General features: G+C 64.4%; 19 protein-coding genes and 1 pseudogene. 9 read left to right on the top strand and 11 right to left on the bottom strand.

Going from position 1 to position 22,489, the window contains the following annotated elements; translation table 11 throughout:
- The first annotated feature begins 107 nt into the window (after nt 1-107).
- A complete protein-coding gene (locus AOQ71_RS18750) occupies nt 108-428 on the top strand; it encodes a 2Fe-2S iron-sulfur cluster-binding protein (RefSeq protein ID WP_011088626.1) in 321 nt (106 codons plus the stop codon).
- Between the two features lie 84 nt (nt 429-512).
- Here AOQ71_RS18750 and AOQ71_RS18755 read toward each other — a convergent pair whose 3' ends face one another.
- The gene (locus tag AOQ71_RS18755; protein WP_057749067.1) at nt 513-980 is read right to left on the bottom strand and encodes an acyl-CoA thioesterase; all 468 of its coding nucleotides are present in this window, start codon (nt 978-980) and stop codon (nt 513-515) included.
- A gap of 182 nt (nt 981-1,162) precedes the next feature.
- On the opposite strand from AOQ71_RS18755, the gene AOQ71_RS18760 reads away from it, so the two are divergent.
- The 3 genes from AOQ71_RS18760 to AOQ71_RS45980 all read left to right on the top strand — a co-directional run bounded on the left by AOQ71_RS18760 (nt 1,163) and on the right by AOQ71_RS45980 (nt 3,530).
- The gene (locus AOQ71_RS18760; RefSeq protein WP_057749070.1) at nt 1,163-2,191 is read left to right on the top strand and encodes an NAD(P)/FAD-dependent oxidoreductase; all 1,029 of its coding nucleotides are present in this window, start codon (nt 1,163-1,165) and stop codon (nt 2,189-2,191) included.
- A 124-nt stretch (nt 2,192-2,315) separates the two neighbouring features.
- Nucleotides 2,316-2,927, top strand: a complete 612-nt coding sequence (locus AOQ71_RS18765; protein WP_057749162.1) for a DUF2147 domain-containing protein — start codon at nt 2,316-2,318, stop codon at nt 2,925-2,927.
- A gap of 246 nt (nt 2,928-3,173) precedes the next feature.
- Nucleotides 3,174-3,530 (top strand): hypothetical protein, encoded by a 357-nt coding sequence (locus tag AOQ71_RS45980; protein WP_205668240.1) that lies wholly within the window; start codon nt 3,174-3,176, stop codon nt 3,528-3,530.
- A gap of 51 nt (nt 3,531-3,581) precedes the next feature.
- Here the strand turns inward: AOQ71_RS45980 and AOQ71_RS18775 are convergent, their stop codons facing one another.
- The 9 genes from AOQ71_RS18775 to AOQ71_RS18815 all read right to left on the bottom strand — a co-directional run bounded on the left by AOQ71_RS18775 (nt 3,582) and on the right by AOQ71_RS18815 (nt 15,633).
- A complete protein-coding gene (locus AOQ71_RS18775) occupies nt 3,582-3,851 on the bottom strand; it encodes a hypothetical protein (RefSeq protein WP_057749076.1) in 270 nt (89 codons plus the stop codon).
- 185 nt (nt 3,852-4,036) lie between these two features.
- Nucleotides 4,037-5,578 carry a galactarate dehydratase gene (gene garD / locus AOQ71_RS18780; protein WP_057749078.1) on the bottom strand — a complete coding sequence of 514 codons (1,542 nt, stop codon included), beginning with the start codon at nt 5,576-5,578 and terminating at the stop codon, nt 4,037-4,039.
- Between the two features lie 139 nt (nt 5,579-5,717).
- Entirely contained in the window at nt 5,718-7,166 is a 1,449-nt protein-coding gene (locus tag AOQ71_RS18785) for an aldehyde dehydrogenase family protein (RefSeq protein ID WP_057749081.1), read from the bottom strand.
- 81 nt (nt 7,167-7,247) lie between these two features.
- Nucleotides 7,248-8,591: a glucarate dehydratase gene (gudD, locus tag AOQ71_RS18790; RefSeq protein ID WP_057749084.1), complete on the bottom strand. Its 1,344-nt coding sequence runs from the start codon at nt 8,589-8,591 to the stop codon at nt 7,248-7,250.
- Between the two features lie 26 nt (nt 8,592-8,617).
- Nucleotides 8,618-9,562, bottom strand: coding sequence for a 5-dehydro-4-deoxyglucarate dehydratase (gene kdgD / locus AOQ71_RS18795; protein WP_057749165.1), 945 nt, complete (start codon nt 9,560-9,562; stop codon nt 8,618-8,620).
- A gap of 137 nt (nt 9,563-9,699) precedes the next feature.
- The gene (locus tag AOQ71_RS18800; protein WP_057749087.1) at nt 9,700-10,605 is read right to left on the bottom strand and encodes a LysR family transcriptional regulator; all 906 of its coding nucleotides are present in this window, start codon (nt 10,603-10,605) and stop codon (nt 9,700-9,702) included.
- A 125-nt stretch (nt 10,606-10,730) separates the two neighbouring features.
- Complete coding sequence (locus AOQ71_RS18805) at nt 10,731-12,077, bottom strand: MFS transporter (protein ID WP_057749090.1); 1,347 nt, start codon at nt 12,075-12,077, stop codon at nt 10,731-10,733.
- A gap of 409 nt (nt 12,078-12,486) precedes the next feature.
- Nucleotides 12,487-14,439 carry an SGNH/GDSL hydrolase family protein gene (locus AOQ71_RS18810; protein ID WP_057749093.1) on the bottom strand — a complete coding sequence of 651 codons (1,953 nt, stop codon included), beginning with the start codon at nt 14,437-14,439 and terminating at the stop codon, nt 12,487-12,489.
- Nucleotides 14,440-14,550: 111 nt separating this feature from the next.
- On the bottom strand, nt 14,551-15,633 hold the full coding sequence (locus AOQ71_RS18815; protein WP_057749096.1) for a lysylphosphatidylglycerol synthase transmembrane domain-containing protein: 1,083 nt from the start codon (nt 15,631-15,633) through the stop codon (nt 14,551-14,553).
- A gap of 425 nt (nt 15,634-16,058) precedes the next feature.
- Here AOQ71_RS18815 and AOQ71_RS18820 point away from each other — a divergent pair, with 425 nt between their 5' ends.
- The 3 genes and pseudogenes from AOQ71_RS18820 to AOQ71_RS18830 all read left to right on the top strand — a co-directional run bounded on the left by AOQ71_RS18820 (nt 16,059) and on the right by AOQ71_RS18830 (nt 20,626).
- On the top strand, nt 16,059-16,565 hold the full coding sequence (locus AOQ71_RS18820; protein WP_057749098.1) for a YciE/YciF ferroxidase family protein: 507 nt from the start codon (nt 16,059-16,061) through the stop codon (nt 16,563-16,565).
- Between the two features lie 139 nt (nt 16,566-16,704).
- Complete coding sequence (locus AOQ71_RS18825; protein WP_057749101.1) at nt 16,705-18,120, top strand: MFS transporter; 1,416 nt, start codon at nt 16,705-16,707, stop codon at nt 18,118-18,120.
- A 105-nt stretch (nt 18,121-18,225) separates the two neighbouring features.
- Nucleotides 18,226-20,626, top strand: a pseudogene (locus tag AOQ71_RS18830) (bifunctional diguanylate cyclase/phosphodiesterase).
- Here AOQ71_RS18830 and AOQ71_RS18835 read toward each other — a convergent pair.
- The gene (locus AOQ71_RS18835; RefSeq protein WP_057749104.1) at nt 20,623-21,066 is read right to left on the bottom strand and encodes a hypothetical protein; all 444 of its coding nucleotides are present in this window, start codon (nt 21,064-21,066) and stop codon (nt 20,623-20,625) included. The pseudogene AOQ71_RS18830 and the gene AOQ71_RS18835 sit on opposite strands and share 4 nt — an antisense overlap.
- A 59-nt stretch (nt 21,067-21,125) precedes the next feature.
- Here AOQ71_RS18835 and AOQ71_RS18840 point away from each other — a divergent pair, with 59 nt between their 5' ends.
- Nucleotides 21,126-21,713 carry a hypothetical protein gene (locus AOQ71_RS18840; protein ID WP_057749168.1) on the top strand — a complete coding sequence of 196 codons (588 nt, stop codon included), beginning with the start codon at nt 21,126-21,128 and terminating at the stop codon, nt 21,711-21,713.
- Between the two features lie 166 nt (nt 21,714-21,879).
- Complete coding sequence (locus AOQ71_RS18845) at nt 21,880-22,479, top strand: YdcF family protein (protein ID WP_057749107.1); 600 nt, start codon at nt 21,880-21,882, stop codon at nt 22,477-22,479.
- Nucleotides 22,480-22,489: the final 10 nt, after the last annotated feature.

The following is a 22,489-nucleotide window of genomic DNA, read 5'->3' on the forward strand; positions in this document are numbered from 1 at the left end:
AACAGGTCCCCACTTCGCTTGAAAACGCTATGGCGCGGCCCTGAGCGACCCGTTATAGGACAGCCCAGACCTCCTTTTTCCCCCAGATCGCGGCAGCACGAGAACACATGGCCAAAATTCACTTTGTCGACCACAAGGGCGAAACCCGCACGGTGGAAATTGAGAACGGCGCGACCGTGATGGAAGCCGCCATCCGCAACAGCATTCCCGGCATCGAAGCCGAGTGCGGCGGCGCGTGCGCCTGCGCGACCTGCCATGTCTATGTCGATGAAGCCTGGCGCGAGAAGGTCGGCAGCCCGACGCCGATGGAAGAGGACATGCTCGACTTCGGCTTCGACGTGCGCCCGAACTCGCGCCTGTCGTGCCAGATCAAGGTCTCCGACGAACTCGACGGGCTCGTGGTGTCGACGCCGGAACGTCAGGCCTGATCTTCCTCTTTAAGAGCGCACGATCTTTCCGGAAAACCGCTACAGGCTTTGCGCTAACGCGGCCCTGCGGGGTCGGACCATGCGCTAGGCGGGCGGCGGCGCGACTTCGATGCCGCGCTTGTGCCAGGGCTTGAATTTCTCGACCACCTCCGCAGTCAGCGGCGCCGGTCGCCGCGTCGCCTCGTCGAGCAGGACGCCGACCGATGTCGCCGATGCGATGCACGTTCCATTCGAGAACACGACCTGCTCGAAGGTCACTGACGTGCGTCCCAGCTTGACCACGCCGAGGCCGAGCTCGATTGTGCCCGGCCAGTGCAGCTCGGCGCGAAAATGCATGTCGAGCCGCACCATGATCCAGGCGAAGCCCGGCGGGGTCAGCCCGTATTCGGGAAGCTTCATCAAAGTGACGCGGCCGGTCTCGAAATAGGTGGCATAGACCGCGTTGTTGACGTGCTGGTTCGGGTCGAGATCGCCGAAGCGAACATTGTCGCTGAGGCGAAAAGGGAAGTCTTCCAGGCGCGGCGTCGTGTCGAGGCGGCTTGGTGCGTTCACCTGATGATCTCCGTCAAATCCAGCCTCGTTACAGCCCAGTTATCTTGGCCCGGCAAGTGGGTGTGCCTGCGGGGCCCTCCCGCTTTTATGCCTTCCCTGATCCATCCCCGTTGGCTAGACAGGCGGGGTCACCTCTGCCCGCCGGGCGCCGTCCAACCGATAACGACCGATAAAGAGACGACATGAGCGACGTGATCAAAACCGATGTGCTGATTATTGGCGCCGGCCCCTGCGGTCTGTTCGCCGCCTTCGAGCTTGGCCTTCTCGACATGAAGGCGCATTTCGTCGACATCCTCGACAAGGTCGGCGGCCAGTGCGCCGAGCTCTATCCGGAAAAACCGATCTACGACATTCCCGGCATTCCGCAGGTTTCGGGGCAGGGGCTCACCGACGCGCTGATGGAGCAGATCAAGCCGTTCCACCCGACCTTCCATCTCGGCGAGATGGTCGAGACGGTCGAGAAGATCGGCGATCCCTTGTTTCGCTGCACCACCGACACCGGCAAGGTGTTCGAATGCAAGGTGGTGGTGATCGCGGCCGGCGGCGGCTCGTTCCAGCCCAAGCGTCCGCCGGTGCCGGGGATCGAAGCTTATGAAGGCACCTCGGTGCACTACGCCGTGCGCAAGATGGAAACCTTCCGCGACAAGAACGTGCTGATCGTCGGCGGCGGCGATTCCGCGCTCGACTGGACGCTCAATCTGCATCCGCTCGCGAAGCGCATCACGCTGCTGCATCGTCGCGACGATTTTCGCGCCGCGCCCCACAGCGTCGAGCAGATGCGCGCGCTGGTTGCCGCCGGCAAGATGGATTTGCGGCTCGGCCAGGTCACCGCGCTGTCAGGTGCTGACGGCCAGCTGACCGGCGCCACGGTCAAGGGCAACGACAACAATGTCAGCGAGATCGCCTGCGACACCATGCTGCCGTTCTTCGGACTGACCATGAAGCTCGGTCCGGTTGCGAACTGGGGCATCGCGCTGGAGAATAATCTGGTGCCGGTCGAGACCAGTGCGTTCGAGACCAACGTGTCAGGCATCTTCGCGATCGGCGACATCAACACCTATCCCGGCAAGATCAAGCTGATCCTGTGCGGTTTCCATGAAGGCGCACTGATGTCGCAAAAAGCCCACCGTTATGTCTATCCGGAGAAGCGGCTCGTGTTCCAGTACACGACCTCCTCCTCCAGCCTGCAAAAGAAGCTTGGTGTCAATTAGTGGCGCCGGTGTCGGGCGCGTAGCGTCTCGTGGTTCTGGTGCTGGAATCGTTCGCGAAATCGCCGTAGTCTGCGGCCAATCCGGTCTTGACGAGCAAGGTGTTTGGCTTAGCAAGGTGATGATGATGCGGAATCCTTTTTCGAGCTTTCGGCTGCTCTCGCTTCTGACGCTCGCCCTCGCCCTGCCGATAGGCGCGGCGAAGCCGGCTGCGGCGCAAGTGCCGGCTCAGCAGCCGACCGCAGCGGGGCTCTGGCAGAAGGTCGAAGACGGCAGGCCGGTGGGCTGGTTTCTCTTCGTCGATCACAACGGCATCTTCGAAGGCGTCATCGCCAAGACCTTTCCCCGTCCCGGCGATGATCCGAACGAGGTCTGCGCGAAATGCACTGACGATCGCAAGAATCAGCCGGTGCTCGGGCTCTCCTTCATTCGCGACATGAAGCGCGATGGGCTGAAATATGAGGGCGGCAACGTCGTCAATCCGCGTGACGGCAACATCTGGAAAGCCAAGATGACTGTCAGCCCGGACGGGCAAACGCTGACCATGCGTGGCTTCCTCGGCATTTCGCTGTTCGGCAAGGACGAGACCTGGCAGCGCCTGCCTGATGCCAATCTGGCCGAGGTCGATCCCGCGATCATCGCCAAATATCTTCCCGCGCAAGCCGCCGCCGCAAAGACACCGCCGTCCGCGACCAAGAAGGGCGGTGCGATGATGATGGCGCCGGCGGCGAAGAAGTAGGCTGCCGCGCGGCCGTTGCGGCCGCCGCCTCACACCGCACTGCCATTTCTGCAGCCGAGCGCATTCGTCGAAAGGCCAATGCCGCCTACGACTGCGCCAGTAGTTCCCCGGAATGCGCCCTGGCGCCGGATTTGCATAGCTGTCGCAAAGCCGCTGGGGGAACGAGTCGTCGTTTCGCGCCTGTTCAAAAGGCGTGAGCGGCCTCGTCTGTGCCTCGTGGCGCAATTCGATCCGCGAGAAGACCATATGAGACTTGCAAGATCGTGTCCGGCGATGGTGCCTGGACTGCTCCTGCTGCTGGCAACATCGGCGCTCGCGCGCGATGACGGCCGCTATGCCAACTCACCGCTCAAGCCGTGGTTCGAGAGCCTGCGCAGCGAGTATGGGTTGTGCTGCTCGGACGCCGACGGCTATGTGGTCGCCGATGTGGACTGGGAGTCCGACAAGGGACACTACCGTGTCCATCTCGACGACGAGTGGGTCATCGTTCCCGATGGCGCCGTGATCATCGAGCCGAACAAGATCGGCCGCACCATGGTGTGGAAGCATTATCTCGACGGCCACCCGCATGTGCGGTGCTTCATGCCGGGCAGCATGACCTGAAAATGCTTGCAGCGCCCGCACGGGATGCGAGCGCTGCGAATTGCGGATGATCTAGCGCGCTTCGCTGTCGGAGGTCGTGCTGGCGAGCCGCTTCACGCGTGGTGTCAGGACCGACATCTGTACGGGCGAGGCGGGCATTCCGGCGACGATCATCGTGGGCGCGGTCGACTGTTCCTCCACACCGGCGCCGCCGAGCACCTGCACTTGCACCGCCGAGATCGGAAACGACTTCACTTCGTAGGAGGGGAGTTCGCCGGCAAATGCGCTGGCCGTGCTCGCAATCATCGCGCCGGTCACGGCAATCATCGAGAGAATACGCATTCGAAATCTCCGTGAGAAAATGACAATCGCAGATTTGGTCGCGGCAGTGCGGCGAGAGGTTCGCTTGTGTGCGAACATTCGTGTTCCATGATGGAGTTATTTGGTTGCGTGGCGCGACCATCATGAAGCGAAGGCGAAGCTTTTCGCGCCTTTGTTTCAGGCCGATTTCACCGGATGGCGCCGGTTCACGTCACCGGCGCTGGATTGAACAGCGTCAGATCGTTGTGGATGCCCCAGCGATCCGACCACGGTTTGGTGCGGCCGGAGGCGACGTCGAGGATCAGGCGGAACAGGTCCCAGCCGGTTTCCTCGATGGTCTTGGCGCCGGTGGCGATGCCGCCGGCGTCGAAATCGATCAGGTCCTTCCAGCGCCGCGCAAGCTCAGTGCGGGTCGCGACCTTGATCACGGGCGCGGCGGCCAGGCCGTAAGGCGTGCCGCGGCCGGTGGTGAACACTTGCAGTGTCATGCCCGAGGCAAGCTGGAGCGTGCCGCAGATGAAGTCGGACGCCGGCGTTGCCGCGAACAGCATGCCTTTCTGCGTCGCCTTCTGGCCGGGCGAGAGCACGCCGGTGATGGCTGACGAACCGGACTTGACGATCGAGCCCAAAGATTTTTCGACGATGTTGGCGAGGCCGCCCTTCTTGTTGCCGGGCGTGGTGTTGGCGCTGCGATCGGCGCCACCACGGGCGAGATAAGAATCGTACCAGGCCATCTCGCGCACCAGCGCGCGGCCGACATCCTCGTTGATGGCGCGGCGGGTGAGCAGCTGGATGGCGTCGCGCACCTCGGTGACCTCGGAGAACATCACGGTAGCGCCGGCGCGCACCAAGAGGTCGGCGGCGAAGCCGACGGCAGGATTGGCGGTGACGCCGGAGAAGGCATCGCTGCCGCCGCATTGCAGGCCGATGACGAGGTCGGAAGCGGGACAGGTCTCGCGCTTGCGGGAATTGAGCACCTTCAGCCGCGCCTCGGCCTGGGTCATGATCGCGTCGACGATGGCGCCAAAACCGTCGAAGGCCTCGTCCTGCATGCGGACGATGGCATCGTTCACGCCCTCCGGCACCAGCCGTTCGGGTGCAAGCTTTTCGCAGCCGAGGCCAACGACAAGGATCTCGCCGCCGAAATTCGGGTTCAGCGCGAGGTTTTGCAGCGTGCGGATCGGCACGACCGCATCCGGCGCGGTGATGGCGACGCCGCAGCCATAGGCGTGGGTCAGCGGCACGACGTCGTCGACACCAGGGTACTTCGGCAGCAGCTCGGCGCGGATGCGCTTTACCGCGTATTCCATCGTGCCCTTGACACATTGTACGGAGGAAGAGATGCCGAGGATGTTCTTGGTGCCGACCGAGCCGTCCGCATTGCGGTATCCCTCGAAGGTGAAGCCTTCGAGCGGCGGCAGCGGCGCGGGGACGGCGGTCGAAATCTCGAGCTTGTCGAGGGCAGGGGCCTCCGGCATGCGGATGCGGGCTTCATCGACCCATTCGCCGGCCAGGATCGGCGACAGCGCGTAGCCGATCACCTCACCATAGCGGATGATCGGCTCATCTTGGGCGATGTCGACCAGGGCCGTCTTGTGCCCTTGCGGCACAAAGGCGCGCAGCGTCAGTCCGCAGGCAAAGCGGGAGCCGGCAGGAAGCCCGAAATCATTGACCACGATCGCGACATTGTCGCGCGCGTTGAGCTTGATGTAGCGGGGCTGCTCTTTCGCTGCGACGTGCTGGTCCATGAAGGACTCCGGATTTGTAGGGTGGGCAAGCCCCGTGATTGCGCGAAGCGCAATCACTCGGCGTAACCCACCACTGTCTCTCTCCGCGGAAGTTGAAGCGGTGGGTTACGCTGCGCTAACCCACCCTACGATCGAGGTCTCAACCTGGATAGGTATAGGCCGTCTTCACCGTCGTGTAGAACTCGCGCGCATAGGAGCCCTGCTCGCGGGGGCCGTAGCTCGAGCCCTTCCGGCCGCCGAACGGCACGTGATAGTCGACGCCGGCGGTCGGCAGATTGACCATCACCATGCCGGACTCGCTGTTGCGCTTGTAGTGCGAGGCGTATTTCAGGCTGGTGGTGCAGATGCCGGAAGCGAGGCCGAACTCGGTGTCGTTGGAGATCGCAAGCGCCTCCTCGTAGTTCTTGGCGCGGATGACGGCGGCGACCGGTCCGAAGATTTCCTCACGCGCGATGCGCATGTTGTTGCTGGCTTCGGTGAACAGCGCCGGCTGCAGGTAATGGCCGGGGTTCTCGCGCTTGAGCAGCTCGCCGCCGAAGGCGAGCTTGGCACCTTCGTCCTGGCCGATCTTGATGTAGCGCAGGTCCTGGTCGAGCTGGCTCTGGTCGACCACCGGGCCGATATGCACGCCGGCCTTGAGCGCATCGTCGACCGACAGGCTGTTCAGACGTTCGGCCACCGCGGCGACGAAGCGATCATGAATGCCTTCGGTCACGATCAGGCGCGACGAGGCGGTGCAGCGCTGGCCGGTCGAGAAATAGGCGCCATTGACGGCGACCTCGACGGCGGTCTTCAGATCGGCGTCGTCAAGCACGACCAGCGGATTCTTGCCGCCCATCTCGAGCTGGAATTTCTTCATCGGGTTCGAGAGCACGCAGGCCTGCGCGATCTTGCGGCCCGTCTGCACCGATCCGGTGAAGGAGATCGCTGCGACATCCGGATGCTCAAGCAGGGTCTGGCCGACGACGGAGCCGGAGCCGACCACGAGGTTGAAGACGCCGGCGGGGATGCCGGAGCGGGTGATGATCTCGGCGAGCGCGTGGCCCGAGCCGGGCACCAGCTCGGCCGGCTTGAACACGACCGTGTTGCCATAGCAGAGCGCGGGCGCGATCTTCCAGGCGGGAATGGCGATCGGGAAATTCCAGGGCGTGATCATGCCGACGACGCCGACCGGCTCGCGGGTGATCTCGACATCGAGACCGGGACGCACCGAGGCGCCCTTCTCGCCGATCAGGCGCAGGGCCTCGCCGGCGAAGAACGCGAAGATCTGGCCGGCCCGGGCGACCTCGCCAATGCCCTCGGGGAGCGTCTTGCCTTCCTCGCGGGCGAGCAGGCGGCCAAGCTCTTCCTTGCGAGCGAGGATCTCGGTGGAAATCTTGTTCAGCGCGTCGTAGCGCACCTGCGGCGTCGACTGCGCCCAACCCGGGAAAGCGGCCTTCGCGGCGGCGATCGCCTTCTCGGTCTGCGCCTTGTCGGCCTTGGCATATTCGCCGACGAGATCATTGGTGTTGGAGGGGTTGATATTCCTGGTGACGCCGGAGCCATCGACCCACTCGCCGCCGATGAAGTTTTTCAGGATCGCAGTCATACAGTCCTCCAAGTCATTTAAGGGGGCATGATCCAGGTCGGAAAACCGGTACCCACTTTTCCGGGACCATGCCTCAGTTTCTTAGCGAACGAGGCAGGGACGCTTGTCGTCAAAGGTCCAGCCCGGGATCAAATCCTGCATGGCAATAGCGTCATCGCGGGCACCGAGTCCATGCTTCTTGTAGAGCTCATGCGCGGCCTCGATGGCCGCCCGGTCGATCTCGATGCCGAGGCCCGGACGATCCGGAACCGCGATCTTGCCGCCGCGGATCAGCAACGGCTCCTTGGTCAGCGCCTGGCCATCCTGCCAGATCCAGTGGGTGTCGATCGCGGTGACCTTGCCGGGGGCGGCGGCGCCGACATGGGTGAACATGGCGAGCGAAATGTCGAAGTGGTTGTTGGAGTGCGAGCCCCAGGTCAGACCGTTGTCACGACAGGTCTGGGCGACGCGCACGGAGCCTTGCATAGTCCAGAAATGGGGATCGGCGAGCGGAATGTCCACCGCGCCGAGGCGTAGCGCATGGCTGAGCTGGCGCCAGTCAGTCGCGATCATGTTGGTCGCGGTCGGCAGGCTGGTTGCGCGGCGGAACTCGGCCATGATCTCGCGGCCGGAGAAGCCGGCCTCGGCACCGCAGGGATCCTCGGCATAGGCGAGGATGCCGTGCATGTTCTTGCAGAGGCTGATGGCCTCATCGAGTGACCAGGCGCCGTTCGGGTCGAGCGTGACGCGGGCGTTGGGGAAGCGCTTGGCGATGGCGGTGACCGCCTCGATCTCCTGCTCGCCGCGCAGCACGCCGCCCTTCAGCTTGAAGTCGGCGAAGCCGTAATGGTCCTGCGTGGCCTCCGCGAGCCGGACGACCGTCTCAGGCGTCATCGCCTCCTGATGGCGGAGGTTGAACCATTCCGCCTTGCCGGTCTCGCCCTTGACGTAGTCGAGCTTGGATTTGCTGATATCGCCGACAAAGAAGAGATAGCCGAGCGTCTCGACGCTGCTCCGCTGCTGGCCTTCGCCGAGCAGAGCTGCGACCGGCAGATTGAGGTGCTGGCCGAGCAAATCGAGCAGGGCGGATTCAACGGCGGTGAAGGCGTGGATCATCACGCGCAGGTCAAACGTCTGCTTGCCGCGGCCGTCGGCGTCGCGGTCGGCGAAGGTGGTTCTGATATCGGCGAGGATGTTGTTCATTGCGCCGACGGTCTTGCCGATCACGAGTTCGCGGGCGTCCTGCAGTGTCTGCCAGATCTTTTGCCCGCCCGGCACCTCGCCGACGCCGGTATGGCCGGCATTGTCGGTGAGGATGACGATGTTGCGGGTGAAGAACGGTGCATGCGCGCCGCTCAGATTGAGGAGCATGCTGTCGCGGCCGGCGACCGGAATCACCTGCATCGCCGTGACAATCGGTGCGCCAGATATATCCGTCTGGGCCATCGCGCGCTTCTCCCTATTGTTGCCTGTTATTCTGCAGCTTGTTGTGACGATGGGATGGCGGGCAGATTCTTCACCAGCGCGGTCAGTTCCGCCATCTCCTGCTCGGTCAGGTCGGTCAGTGGCGGACGGACCGGGCCGGAATCGCGGCCGATCACCTTCATGCCGGCCTTGATGATCGAGACCGCATAGCCCTTCTTGCGGTTGCGGATCGCGATCAGCGGCAGGATGAAATCCTTCAGCCCGGCGTGGATGGTCGCATGATCGCGCTTGCGCACGGCGGCGTAGAAATTTGTGGCGAACTCCGGCACGAAATTGAACACGGCCGAAGAATAGGTCGTCACGCCCATGTCGAGATAGGGCAGTGCGAAGGTTTCAGCGGTCGGCAGGCCGCCAACATAGGTCAGGCGATCGCCGAGCTTGGTATAGACGCGGGTCATCAGCTCGATGTCGCCGATACCGTCCTTGTAGCCGACGAGGTTCGGGCAACGCTCGGCGAGGCGAGCGAGCGTGTCGGGCTGCAGGATGGCGTTGTCTCTGTTGTAGACGATGACGCCGATCTTCACGGCGGCGCAGACGGCCTCGACATGGGCGGCAAGGCCGTCCTGCTCGGAATGGGTGAGGTAGGGCGGCAGCAGCAAGAGGCCATCCGCGCCGGCTTTTTCCGCGCCAACAGCGATCTCGCGGGCGATGGCGGTGCCATAACCCGTGCCGGCGAGCACGGGCACGCGGCCCTTGGTCTCGTCGACGGCGACCTTGACCACCTCAGGAACCTCGGTCGGAGTCAGCGAGAAGAACTCGCCGGTGCCGCCGGCGGCGAACAGGCCGGCAACCTCGTAGCCGCACAACCAGTCCATGTTGGCGCGGTAGGTCGCTTCGTCGAAGGAGTAGTCCGCCTTGAACGGCGTGACGGGGAAGGACAGGAGGCCCGATCCGATCTTCTGGGCCATTTCCTGCGGGGTCATCTTGCTCACGGGGCGCTGCTCCCTGCTCTCGTGTGTGTCGGGGACGCTCACCGAGGCACTGAGGCACGCGTCCATGGGCCGCTGTTTAGGAGACCGTTCGATGCGCGTCCAAGCCAAAGCCTATATCGACCGATGCGGATTGAGCATCAATCCTCCACGATCTCCGCGGACGATAATTCGCTGGCGATTTTGACCAGCGCCGACAGCAGCGGGTTCTCGTCGTCGCGGCGCCAGACCATGAAGAGCTCGACCGGGACGCGGTTGCGCAGCTTCAGCGGCCGCAGCCGCACGTCGGAGATCTTGAGGCCGGCGGCCGCGGCCGGCACGATGGCAAGGCCAAGGCCGGCGCGCACCATCGCCAGGATCGAATGGATCTGGCTGAGGTGCTGGACATAGCGCGGCAGAATGTCGGCGCGGGTGAACAGCGCAACCAAGAGGTCGTGGAAGTAGCGGCTTTCATAGGGCGAATACATCACGAAGGGCTGGTCGTCGAAGTCCTTGATGGTGATGTTCTCGGCATTGGCCAGCGGATGCTTCTTCGGAATGGCGGCGAGCAGGGGCTCGGCGACGACGCGGCGGCTGGCAAGCTCGGGCCGCGCGATCGGCGGCCGCAGCAGGCCGGCATCGATCTGGCCCGAGGTGAGGGCCTCGAACTGGTCACCGGAAACCATCTCCTTCAGCGAGAAGTCGACCTCCGGCAGCTTGGCCCGGCAGGCCGCGATCAGCTCAGGCAGGAAGCCGTAGGCGGCGGCGGCGGTGAAGCCGATCTTGACCGAGCCGGTCTTGCCGAGCGCGATGCGGCGAGCCACTTGCGAGGCGCTTTCGGCAAGCTTCAGGATACGGCGTGCCTCGGGCAGGAAGCTGCGGCCCGCCGGGGTCAGCCGCACCGACCGGCTGGTGCGCTCCAGGAGCGGCGCATCGATGATGTGCTCCAGCACCTGGATCTGCCGGGACAGCGGCGGCTGGGTCATGTTCAGTCGCGCGGCGGCGCGGCCGAAATGCAGTTCCTCCGCCACCGTGACGAAACAGCGGAGCTGGTTGAGGTCGAACATCGATACATGCCTTAGATGAATAAGGCGTTTCCCCGGCACTTCTAGCATCGATCACCTCCAAAAACAAAGACGGCGGCTTTTGAGGGCCGCCGTTGAGTTGCCTGGTCAAGCTCCCATGGGAGCCCTCAGGAGGAACGTTTGAGCGTCACCCGCTCGATCTTGCCGACGATGACGAGATAGGCGAACGCCGCCACCAGCGCGTTGGCGCCGACGAACACCAGCGCGCCGTTGAAGGAGCCGGTCGCGGCGAGGATGTAGCCGATCACGATCGGCGTGGTGATCGAGGAGAGATTGCCGAAAGTGTTGAACAGGCCGCCGGAGACGCCGCCGGCTTCCTTCGGCGAGGTGTCGGAGACGACAGCCCAGCCGAGCGCGCCGATGCCCTTGCCGAAGAAGGCGAGCGCCATGAAACCGACCACCAGCGCCTGGCCGTCGACATAGTTGCAGGCGATGATCGACATCGACAGCAGCATGCCGCCGACGATCGGAATCTTGCGCGCCATGGTCAGGGAGCCGGTCCGGCGCAGGATCGCATCGGAGATGATGCCGCCAAGGACGCCGCCGATGAAGCCGCACAGCGCCGGCAACGTCGCGACGAAGCCGGCTTGCAGGATCGACAGGCCGCGCTCCTTCACGAGATAGACCGGGAACCAGGTCAGGAAGAAATAGGTCAACGTGTTGATGCAGTACTGGCCGAGATAGACGCCGAGCATCATGCGGTTGGAGAGCAGCTGGCGGATGTGGTCCCAGCCGGAGCCGGCCTCGGGTGCCCGCTTCAGATCGTCCTTGGGCGCATCGAGATCGACCAGCGCGCCGCCATCTCTGATGTAGTCGAACTCGGCCTCGTTGATGCCGGGGTGCTCCTTCGGTCCGTACACGGTCTTGACCCAGACCAGGCCCATGATCACGCCGAGACCGCCCATCACGAAGAATACGTAGCGCCAGCCGTAATCATGGGCGATCCAACCCATCAGCGGCGCGAAGATCACTGTCGCGAAATATTGCCCTGAGTTGAAGAACGCCGACGCGGTGCCGCGCTCGTTGCCGGGAAACCAGGCCGCGACGATGCGGGCATTGGCGGGGAAGGACGGCGCCTCCGCGACGCCGACCAGGAGGCGAAGCGCGAACAGCACGGCGACGGCGGCGCCGGCGCTGAGGAATCCGACCCAGCCCTGCATCATCGTGAACAGCGACCAGACGATGATGCTGAAGGCGTAGACGAGGCGCGAGCCGTAGCGGTCAAGCAGCCAGCCACCCGGCACCTGGGCGACGACATAGGACCAGCCGAAGGCCGAGAAGATCCAGCCCATGGCGACCGGATCGAGATGAAGTTCCTTGGAGAGGGCGGGACCTGCGATCGACAGCGTGGCGCGGTCGGCGTAATTGACCGTGGTGACCAGGAACAGCATGGTCACGATGAATAGCCTGACGCGAGACCTCTTCACGTCCGTTGTGGACACCACTGCGCTCATCAGGCGCTCCTTAGAACTTGAAATGTTTCCTCACGGCGACTCCTAGAGGCGCGCGTGGGAAAGTGTCCAAGTTGAAGGGGGTATCGATTGATGCCGGTTTTGAATTGATGGAACGACGGGGACTGGAAACGAGCGTGAAATTGCCAAAATGCAGGCGCGATGTTGAGGGTGACGAGCTTGCGTCACGCACACCACTGTCGTTCCCCGCGACCCGGCTACCCCAAGGCTTCGCCGCCGTTGAGGTCCAGGGGCGCCGAAGCTTTAGCGTAGGCGGCAGGCGGGGAATCCCGCAGCTCCTCGATTCAATCAGCCTGCCGTGGAGTACTCGATCGCCCGCCTGCGGGCGATGACACCGCGTATGTGGAGAGTGCGAGTTCGCAACACGGCGCGGTGGGAGATTGCTTTGCTTCTACTGCTGCGTACCGCCCAGCAGCGGCGGCAGCAATCCGCGCGTGACACCCGGCGGCACCGCGTCCAGGCCAAGCACGGCGCTTGCGGCGGGCAGCGTGGCATCCGCCATCGCGGCGTGGCCTTCGGCGCTCGGATGCACGGCGCCGCCGTAAACCGCCGAGAGCACGCCCCAGGTCGCGTCGTGGATGTCATTCGGCTGGCTCGCCGCCGGCAATCCTTGCGGATAGGTCATCGCTGCGAAATAGCTGTCATTGGCATCGCGGATCCAGCGGGCGCGCGGTAGATAGGCGCGATACTCCGAGGCGCCGCGGCCGCACAGCATCGGCTGGCTCGCCGCCGACACGATGTCCGGATTGAAGCTCTGTCCGTTCTCGGCAAAACAGGTGCGGTCGAATTCGGGATCGCCTCCGGCATGCGCGCAGAAGCCGTGATCGGCAAACGCGGCCTGGTGGGAATCGACAAAGGTCATGCGGTCGGCCTCGGGATCGCGGCACAGCGCACCCTGCGTGCAGGTGGCCAGCCCCTTCAACTGCGGCAGGAACTCGGTGTCGACGAAGGTCGAGACGCGGGCGAGGCGCTGCGGATCGGCGCTGAAAGCGGGGTGGATGTCGAAGCCGCTGCGGCCGCCGCGACAGGGCACGCCGCCGTCGGCGAGCGCCGGATTGGCGTAGGAGACATAGACCACGTGCGAGAGATCGCCGCCGAGCAGCGGCTTCAGCGCCTCGCGTAAGCGGACGAAATTCTGCGGCAGCTCGCGCTGGAGCGCGTCACGGGAATCGTCGACGCTCGCCATCACGCCGGAGCGGCGGAACAGGGCACGTTCGGTCGCGGTGTCGACGATGACGTCGGCGACCAGGCCGGAGAAGTAGACGTCGTTGGCGCCGATCGAGAGCAGCACCAGATCGAGATTGCGATCCGGCTGACGCTTCTTCGCGGCGGTCAGTGCCTCGCGCAATTCGGCGACCTGCGCATTCACGCTGGTGTTGCAGACGCCGGACTTGCCGGGCGGGCACTCGCGGGCGCGCTGCGAGCCGAGCAGCCCGTCGCTGATGCTGGCGCCGGTGCAGGCGAGCGGCAGATAGGTGACGGCGATATGGGTGTAGCGCACCGCCAGCGCGAGCGCGGTGCGGGCCTGGTAGCTGTAGAGCGAGCGGTGGCACGGCGAGTTGAACCAGAGCGCGCCATAGCGCTGCCAGTTGGCGAGCGTATCCGGCGCCTCGCAGGCGCGTCCGCCCTTGAAGCCGGCGCGGCTCGGCCGGTAATACTGTCCGCCGCCGGTGCCGAGATAGGAGCGGAAGCAGAAGCCCTCGTCCGACAGCGCCAGCGCCCGGTCCGGATTGCCCTCGCCGGAGGCGATGCTGTCGCCAAGGCCGGCGATGAAGATGTCGCGGACCTGGATCTCGGTCTGAAGGCGCCGGGTCGGATCGGAGCCGGAAGAGACGTCGACGGTTGCGACCGTCTGCTTGCCGTAGCGGACCCGCAGATTGACCGGTTCGGCGCAGTCGAAGGTGGAGGATTGCGGCCCGTCACCGTCGTCGAACGACCAGGCGCAGGTGGCGCCGACCGGCACCGCGCCGGCCAGGCGCACGGTGATGGGGTGGTCGACCGGGGTGAGGTAGTTCTCTTTGACGTTGTCACGGGTGCAGGGCTGGTTGACCCGGCCCTGCAGATCGATGCAGAGCCGATTGACCATGTTGCGGGCCCAGCCACGGCCTTCGCTTTGCAGCTCCAGCGACTGCTCGGCGGCGAGAATGCTGCGGTTACGAGCATTTTCGACATGCAGCAGGAAGTCGCGTTCCTCGCGGAACAGTCGGAAGCGGTTGCGGACCTCCCAATTGATCTGCATGGCGCCGGCATCCTGCGCGAGGACGCGCTGAAGCGGCAGAACGGTGAGGAGCCCGGCCAAAAGCAGGGCACCCGCAAGGAAACGGCGAGGGGAAACTGGGATCATGGCCCGCGTCTTCAACGGCAAAGTTGAGGCGGAAATAAGAGAGCATAGCCCCTGGCCTGCAATCCTCTCGCTGTGGCCTTTGCGGGCTTCCGGCGCGGCCGCTGGCCGACTTTACCGTTTGCTGGCCTGGCGCACCAACCGTTCGCGCTCCATCGGCGTCACCTCCTTGGGCAGGTTGGCCTGCGCGCAAGCTTCCGCCAGTCGTCGCCGTTCCTGCCAGGGCCGCACCACGTTCATCCAGAGCTCCCTTGTGCCCATAATGGAAATGGCGAGACCGAACGGAATCACGAAATAGAGGATACGGAAGACCAACAGGGTCGCGAGCAGTTGCTCGCGGCCGAATTCGGGCAGCGCCACCAGCATGGCGGCGTCGAACACGCCGATCGAGCCGGGTGCGTGGCTGGCGAAGCCCAGCAGCGTCGCCAGGATAAACACCACCGCAAGCGACAGGAAGTCGATCGGCGGATCAGCCGGAATCAGCAGGTACATCGCGAAGGCACAGAAGCCGAGATCGACCACGCCGATCAGGATCTGGACCAGCGTCAGCGGCGCCGACGGCAGCACCACCTTCCAGCCCTTCTGGCCGAGTTCGCGGCGTTTCTCGCCCACGCTGAGCCAGATCAGATAGGCGGCGATCGAGGCGAGGCCGCCGCACGCGATCAGCCGGTTGATCGACGATGGCAGCTGGTCCATGTAGGACGCCGCATCCGGATGGATGGCCATGCCGATCGACAGCACAAAAATGTTACCGAGCCAGAAGGTCAGGCCGGAGAGGAAGCAGATCTTGGCGACGTCGATCGCGTTCAGCCCGTAATCCGAATAAATTCGGAAGCGGATCGCACCGCCGGTAAATACCGTGGCACCGATGTTGTGGCCGATCGAATAGGACGTAAAGCTCGACAGCGCTGCGATGCGATACGGCACGTGTTTCTTGCCAATCGTTCGCAGTGCAAAAAAGTCGTAGAAGGTCAGCGTACAGAACGCGAAGAAAACGCAGATCGCGGCGAGCCCGATATGTCCGCGGGGAATATCGGCCAATGCGGTCAGGATGACGCCGGTATCGATGCCCTTGAGGGTCCGCACGAGCGTCGTAACCGCGAAGGCGATGATCATCACGCTCGCGGCAACCCCCAGCCGTCGCCAGCCGATCCATCTCTTGAAGCCGCGTTTCAGCGCGGGCAGCAGTCCGTGCATTCATCCTCCCGGCGGGGGGCAAGGCCGGCCGGGCCAGACATTGGCCGGTCGGTTGCGATCACTTGCCCGAGGCGGGCGTGGATCACTAGGCATGATGTAGCCCATTTAAGGCAAAAACACCGACTTGTGCAGCCCTTGACAACAACAGGTTCTGGGCCGGACCCGCCGTTTTGTCATACGTGGTTCACATGGCCGGCGCGTTAGGCATATGAGTCGAGGGCCACGCCTCGACTGCGCCCGTGTTTGCAAATGGTCTCAAATCCTGCGCTCGCAAGCATTGTTCCGGCGCAAACGACGCAGACTTTTTTGGAACGACGGCGCTGCGCACCGGTTAGGGCTCCATCAGCAATCGAACACGGCGAAATCGCGGCTTTTGTTCAAGCCGACGCTGTCGTGTTCCCCAAGACTTCTCGAGGATTGGAACGATGGGACTGTTCACCAAAGACATCAAGACCATGAACGACCTGTTCGTGCATCAGCTGCAGGACATCTATTACGCCGAGCAGCAACTCACCAAAGCGCTGCCGAAAATGGCAGATAAGGCCACAGATCCGCAGCTGAAGCAGGGCTTTTTGACGCACCTTGAAGAAACCAGGCAGCACGTCACACGGCTCGAGGAAGTGTTCAAGATGCACGGCGTTTCGGTGAAGGCGGTCGATTGCCCGGCCATCGACGGCATCATCGAAGAGGCGGAGGAAACCGCGGGCGAGGTCGCCGACAAGGCGGTGCTCGATGCGGCTCTGATCAACGCGGCACAAGCCGCCGAGCATTACGAGATCGTCCGCTATGGCAGTTTGATCGCCTGGGCCAAGCAGCTCGGCCGCAGTGACTGCGCCGCCGTGCTTGCCAAGACGCTCGAGGAAGAGAAGGCAACCGACAAAAAGTTGACCACGCTGGCCGAGAGCAAGGTGAACTTGCGAGCGGCGAGCTAAGCCGGAGTAGCCCTCAAGAGCGCCGCGCGGTTCTCCCGCGCGGCGCTTGCGTTTCGGGTGTACATCATTCGGTCGTTGTCGAAACATGACAACGGAGCGCGGCGTAGAGTTCGCATGGGGCTGCAACCGAGATGGCAGCATGCGAGCCAACACCGTCAAACATGAAACCTTCGACGCGGGTGGTGCCCCGCGCACCGCATCGCGCCTTGCAACCTCGCTGACGCTGGCTGCGATGAGCCTCGGCTATGGCGTCGTGCAGCTCGACGTCACCATCGTCAACACGGCGCTCGACGCCATGGGCAAGACGCTCGGCGGCGGCGTCGCGGAGCTGCAATGGGTGGTCAGCGCCTACACCATCGCTTTTGCCGCCTTCATCCTGACATCAGGCGCACTCGGCGATCGCATCGGCGCCAAGCGCATCTTCATGGCGGGGTTCGCGATCTTCACGGCCGCTTCGCTGGCCTGTGCGCTGTCGCCCAACGCCATCGTGCTGATCGGCGCGCGACTGGTGCAGGGACTGGCGGCGGCGATCCTGGTGCCGAATTCGCTGGCGCTGCTCAATCACGCTTACACGGACGATCTTGCGCGCGGTCGGGCCGTTGCGGTCTGGGCGGCAGGTGCGAGCCTGGCGCTGACGGCCGGTCCCTTCGTCGGTGGCGCGCTGATCACGCTGGTCGGGTGGCGCGCGATCTTCCTCGTCAATCTGCCGATCGGCCTTGCAGGCCTGTGGCTGAGCTGGCGCTATGCCACCGAGACCACGCGCGCGCGCTCACGCGAGATCGATCTACCCGGTCAGCTTGCTGCGATCGGAGCCTTGGGCGCGCTCGCCGGTGCAATCATCGAAGCTGGCGCGCTTGGATGGGGCCATCCGGCGGTGATCGCCGCCTTCGTCACTTCCGCCGTCCTCGCAGCGCTATTTGTCTGGCGCGAGGCCAGCACCGAGCAGCCAATGCTGCCACTGTCTCTGTTCAGTCATCGGCTGTTTAGCCTGACCACGATCGTTGGCCTGCTCGTCAACGTCGCGATCTATGGTCTGATCTTCGTGCTGAGCCTCTACTTCCAGCGCATCAACGGTCTATCGGCCTGGTGGACCGGGCTCGCCTTCGTGCCGATGATGGGAGCGGTGCTCCCGGTCAATCTGCTGGCGCCGCGCCTGGCCGAACGTATCGGCCCGTGCCCGACCATCGTGGCAGGTGCCTGCATCTCTGCGCTCGGCTGTCTTGGCCTGGTTTGGATCGAGGCCGGAACGAGCTACCCTGCGATCTTTGTGCAGATGATCGCGATCAGCGGCGGGCTTGGCCTCCTGGTGCCGCCGCTGACCTCGAGCTCGCTCGGCAGCGTCGAGAAGGCGCGCTCGGGTGTCGCTGCGGGCGTCCTCAACGCGACACGGCAAACCGGCAGCGTCCTTGGCGTTGCGCTGTTCGGCTCGCTGGTGGCATCCGATCGCGCGTTCATGACCGGCCTTCACCAATCGCTAATCATATCGGCTGCGGTGCTGCTGCTGGCCGCCTACGTGATCGGCCTTGGCGTCATCGCGCAGGAGCAGGAAATGTGAGGGGCCACACACATTCTCTATTCACCAATCCGGCAACCGGCGCCGCGCCGGTTACCGACTGTCCATCTCTGCCGGCTGTAGTGCCTGATGGAACAGGGGCCGGCGATGTATCAAGTTCTGTTTTGTCTCACGGACCAGCATGATTGGCGTCTGGTCGCACTCGGCGGCGCCGTGTGCCTGCTGGCAAGCGCGGCGGCAATCAGTCTTTTTCATCGGGCGCGAGCGGCGAATGGCGGTGCCCGCCTCGTGTGGATCACGCTCGATGCTGTCGTGACGGGTGTTGCGGCATCTGGGCAACCCATTTCATCGCGATGCAGGCCTACGGGCCCGGCGCCGGTGGCGCCTACAACATCCCCGTGACGATCCTTTCGCTGATCTTTGCGATTGCGGTCACCTTCATCGGTCTCAGTATTTCGGTTTCGACGAGGCGCGGCGCTCTGGTCGCGCTTGGTGGCGCTGTCGTGGGTGGCGGCGTGGCAGCCATGCATTACACCGGCATGATGGCGTTCGAGATTCCTGCCCATGTCGGTTGGACCGCCGGCACCGTCGCGGTATCGATTCTGCTGGGCATTGTCCTTGGATCGTCCGCCCTGTTCGTCGCGGGGCGGAGCGACAGCCTGTCCAACGCGTTGGGCGCCACGATCCTGCTCACCGCTGCCATCGTCTCACACCATTTCACCGCGATGGGCGCACTGCAGTTGACGCCGATCCGACGCTTACAATCAGCGGCCTTGCGATCCCGCCGGCGTCGTTGTCCATCATGACCGCCAGCGCGGCCGTTGCCATCATCGCTATCGCGCTCACGGCCGCCGTGCTCGACCGTCGCGCCAAGGGCGAGATCGGGCGCCAGCAGATCGTGCTCGACACGGCTCTCGAGAACATGTCGCAGGGCCTGTGCATGTTCGATGCCGAAGGCAAGATCATCCTGTTCAACGAACGTTACGCGGCGATGCTCCGCCGCTCCGACATGCAGCTGACCGGCCGCCTCCTGCTCGATATTCTCCGCGAGGAGGCGGCCAAGGGCCAGTGGAACGGTGATGCCGAACAATTCTTCGCGCGCCTCGTCGAGGATGCCCGGGAGGGACGGACAACGACGGATGTCGTTCGCCGGTTCGAGCGCTCGATCCGCGTCGTCAACCAGCCGATGCGGGGCGGCGGTTGGGTCGCAACCTTCGAGGACATCACCGAATGGCTGGACGCGCAGGCCAAGATCTCGCACATGGCGCGCCATGACGCGCTGACCAATCTGGCGAACCGCGTGCTGTTCCACGAGCAGCTCGAGCAGGGACTGCGCCGGGCGGCAGCGAACGACCAGCTCGCGGTGTTCTGTCTCGACCTCGATCACTTCAAGGATATCAACGATTCGCTCGGCCATCCCATTGGCGATGCGCTGCTGAAGCAAGTCGGCCAAAGGCTGAAGGCGACGGTCGGCGAGCACGACACCGTGGCCCGTCTCGGTGGCGACGAGTTCGCCGTGGTCCAGATCGGCCGATCGGAGGAGGCTGCAGCGCGGGCGCTCGCAAGACGCATCGTCGAGGTGATCTCCGCGCCCTACGAGATCGCGGACCATCAGATCGTGATCGGCGTCTCGATCGGCATCTCATTGTCGCCGCAGGACGGCAGCAATCCGGATGAGCTGCTGAAAAACGCCGACCTGGCGCTGTATCGCGCCAAGGCCGACGGCCGCGGCACCTATCGCTTCTTCGAAACCGGCATGGATGCGCGCGCGCAGGCCCGGCGCCTGCTGGACATGGATATGCGCGCGGCGCTGCAGCGCGATGAGTTCCAGCCGTATTATCAGCCGATCCGCGACGTCGTCAGCGATCGCGTTGTCGCCTTCGAAGCGCTGTTGCGCTGGAATCATCCGGAGCGCGGCCTGATCTCGCCCATCAACTTCATTCCGCTCGCGGAGGAGACCGGCCTCATCGTCCAGCTCGGCGAGCTCGTGCTGCACCGTGCCTGTGCGGATGCCGCGACCTGGCCGGATGATATCGGCGTCGCCGTCAATTTGTCGCCGGTCCAGTTCAAGAGTCCGAACCTGATTGCATCGGTGACGGAGGCGCTGAGGAATTCGGGGCTCGCAGCGCGTCGCCTCGAGCTCGAGATCACCGAATCCGTACTGCTCCAGAACAGCGAGGCGACGCTGACCACGCTGCACGATTTGCGCGCCATGGGCGTGCGGATCTCGCTCGACGATTTCGGCACGGGCTATTCCTCGCTGAGCTATTTGCGCAGCTTTCCCTTCGACAAGATCAAGATCGACCGCTCCTTCGTGTCCGAGCTTGCCACGCGCGAGGATTCCGTCGCGATCATCCGCGCCGTCACCGGCCTTGGCCGCAGCCTCGGCATCGTCACCACGGCGGAGGGGGTCGAAAACGACGCGCAGCTCGAGCTGCTCCGGCGCGAGGGCTGCACCCAGGCGCAGGGCTATCTGTTCAGCCAGCCGCGGCCCGCCTGCGAAGTCGGGATGATGCTGGATCGGCCGCGGCTGCGCGCTTCGGCTTAGTTGGGCTTGCCGCCGCGCAGCGCGAAATGCGCGCCGCAGAAGGCCATCACGGCACCGAGACACAGCGCCGCGAGGCCCGCGAGCACGCCGGAGACGGTCGGAAGCGGGCTCGGCGCCGAGGCCGCTTGCCCGGCGCCGGCGAGCAGCAGCACGCCGACCACGATCAGGAACTGGCGCATCCGCTGCGGGATCTGGCCGGAGACGGCGCTCTGCATCAACGTCGCCGTGAAATAGCCGCCGGAAAATCCGACCGTCGCGATCAGCCACCAGGCGATCGCAGCACCCGTCGGCATGAACTCGTGCGGATCGGGGCGCCAGAGGCCGCCGAGGTCGAGCCCGTAGCGCGCACCCAGCATGTGGACCGCGAGCGCAAGCAGTACGCCCGCGATGGCAGCAGCCCCGAGAATCAGGCGGCGCGGAAAATAGATCGTCTCAGCCATGCCTCGCTTGTAGGATGGGGAAGGGCGATCGTGCAAGCGGATCGCAGGCGGATCGGGTGATGCAGATGTCGGACGGGCAGGGCGGATCGGTCACGAGCTACGCCTACAAGGCGTCGCTGATCGGTTCGGCGCATCGCTTCGAGCTGACGGACGAAGGATTGTCCTGGCACATCGCCGGCCGCTCCGGCCTCTGGCGCTATGACGAGATCAGTGCCATCAGGCTGTCGTTCCGCCCGGTCTCGATGCAGCAGCACCGCTTTCGCGCCGATCTCAGCCATGCCAAGGGCGGTCGCATCGCGATCCTGTCGACGAGCTGGCAGACCGCGGCGCTGATGGCGCCGCAGGACAATGGCTTTCGCGACTTCATCGTCGCGCTGCACGCGCGGATGGCGAAGGCCGGCAGCCGGGTCGAGCTGACCGCCGGCCTCGGCCGCAAGACCTATGCCGCCGTGCTGGCCTTCCTGGCGCTGCTGGCCCTGGCGATGGCCGGGCTGTTGATCCGCGCACTGCTGATCGGCGAGTTTGCCGGCGTGCTGTTCATCCTCGGCTTTGCGGCGCTGTTCGTCTGGCAGGTCGGCGGCTTCGTCCGGCGCAACCGGCCGCGCAGCTACAGTTTTGATCAACTGCCTCGCTCCTTGCTGCCCTAAAGCGCGACGAGATTGGGTTGAATCGTCGTCGCGCTTTAGCTCTTTGTTTGAGCATGATCTTTCCGGAAAACCGCTTCACACTTTTCCGGATCATGCTCTGACGTCTGCAATGCGCCGCAATCAAAATTGACTTCGCCGCCGCGCGCGCTTCCCGCATCGTGCCGCGATGACGTCGATGAATCGCAGCACGCGCCTGCCGACGGCGGACGAGATCGCCGAGATCAATCGCATCCATCTGATCGACACGCCGCTTGTGCCGGCCGATCTCTTGTTTCTGTTCGGCACCCGCGAGGATGTTGCGCTGCGCGTCGAAACCGCCGCGCGGCTGTGGCGCGACGGCTTTTACCGCTGGTCGATTGTCAGCGGCGGGGTCACCCCGGGCTCGGAGCAATCCGAGTGCGCCATCATCAAGGCGGCGATGGTCGCGGCGGGCATTCCGGCGGACCGGATCCTGGAGGAGCACCGCGCGATGAACACCGGCGAGAACGTGATCTTCTCGCTGCCGATCATCGATGCGGCGCTGGGCCTGCGCAACATCCGCAGCGTGATCTGTCTCGGCAACACCTGGACGGCGCGGCGCTATCCGATGACATTGCACCGGCATTGGCCCGAGGTGACCAAGCTGCTGCTCACGGTCGACAGCTTTGCCACGCCGCGCACGCTCTGGCATATCGATGCCGAATTTCGCCGCCGTGTCCTGCACGAATGGGACAAGATCGAGCCGTACAAGGCGCAGGGCTTTATCGCGCAATGGCCAGAGCCCTGACGGGGCGGGA

Source organism: Bradyrhizobium manausense (assembly GCF_001440035.1).
Classification (GTDB): domain Bacteria; phylum Pseudomonadota; class Alphaproteobacteria; order Rhizobiales; family Xanthobacteraceae; genus Bradyrhizobium; species Bradyrhizobium manausense.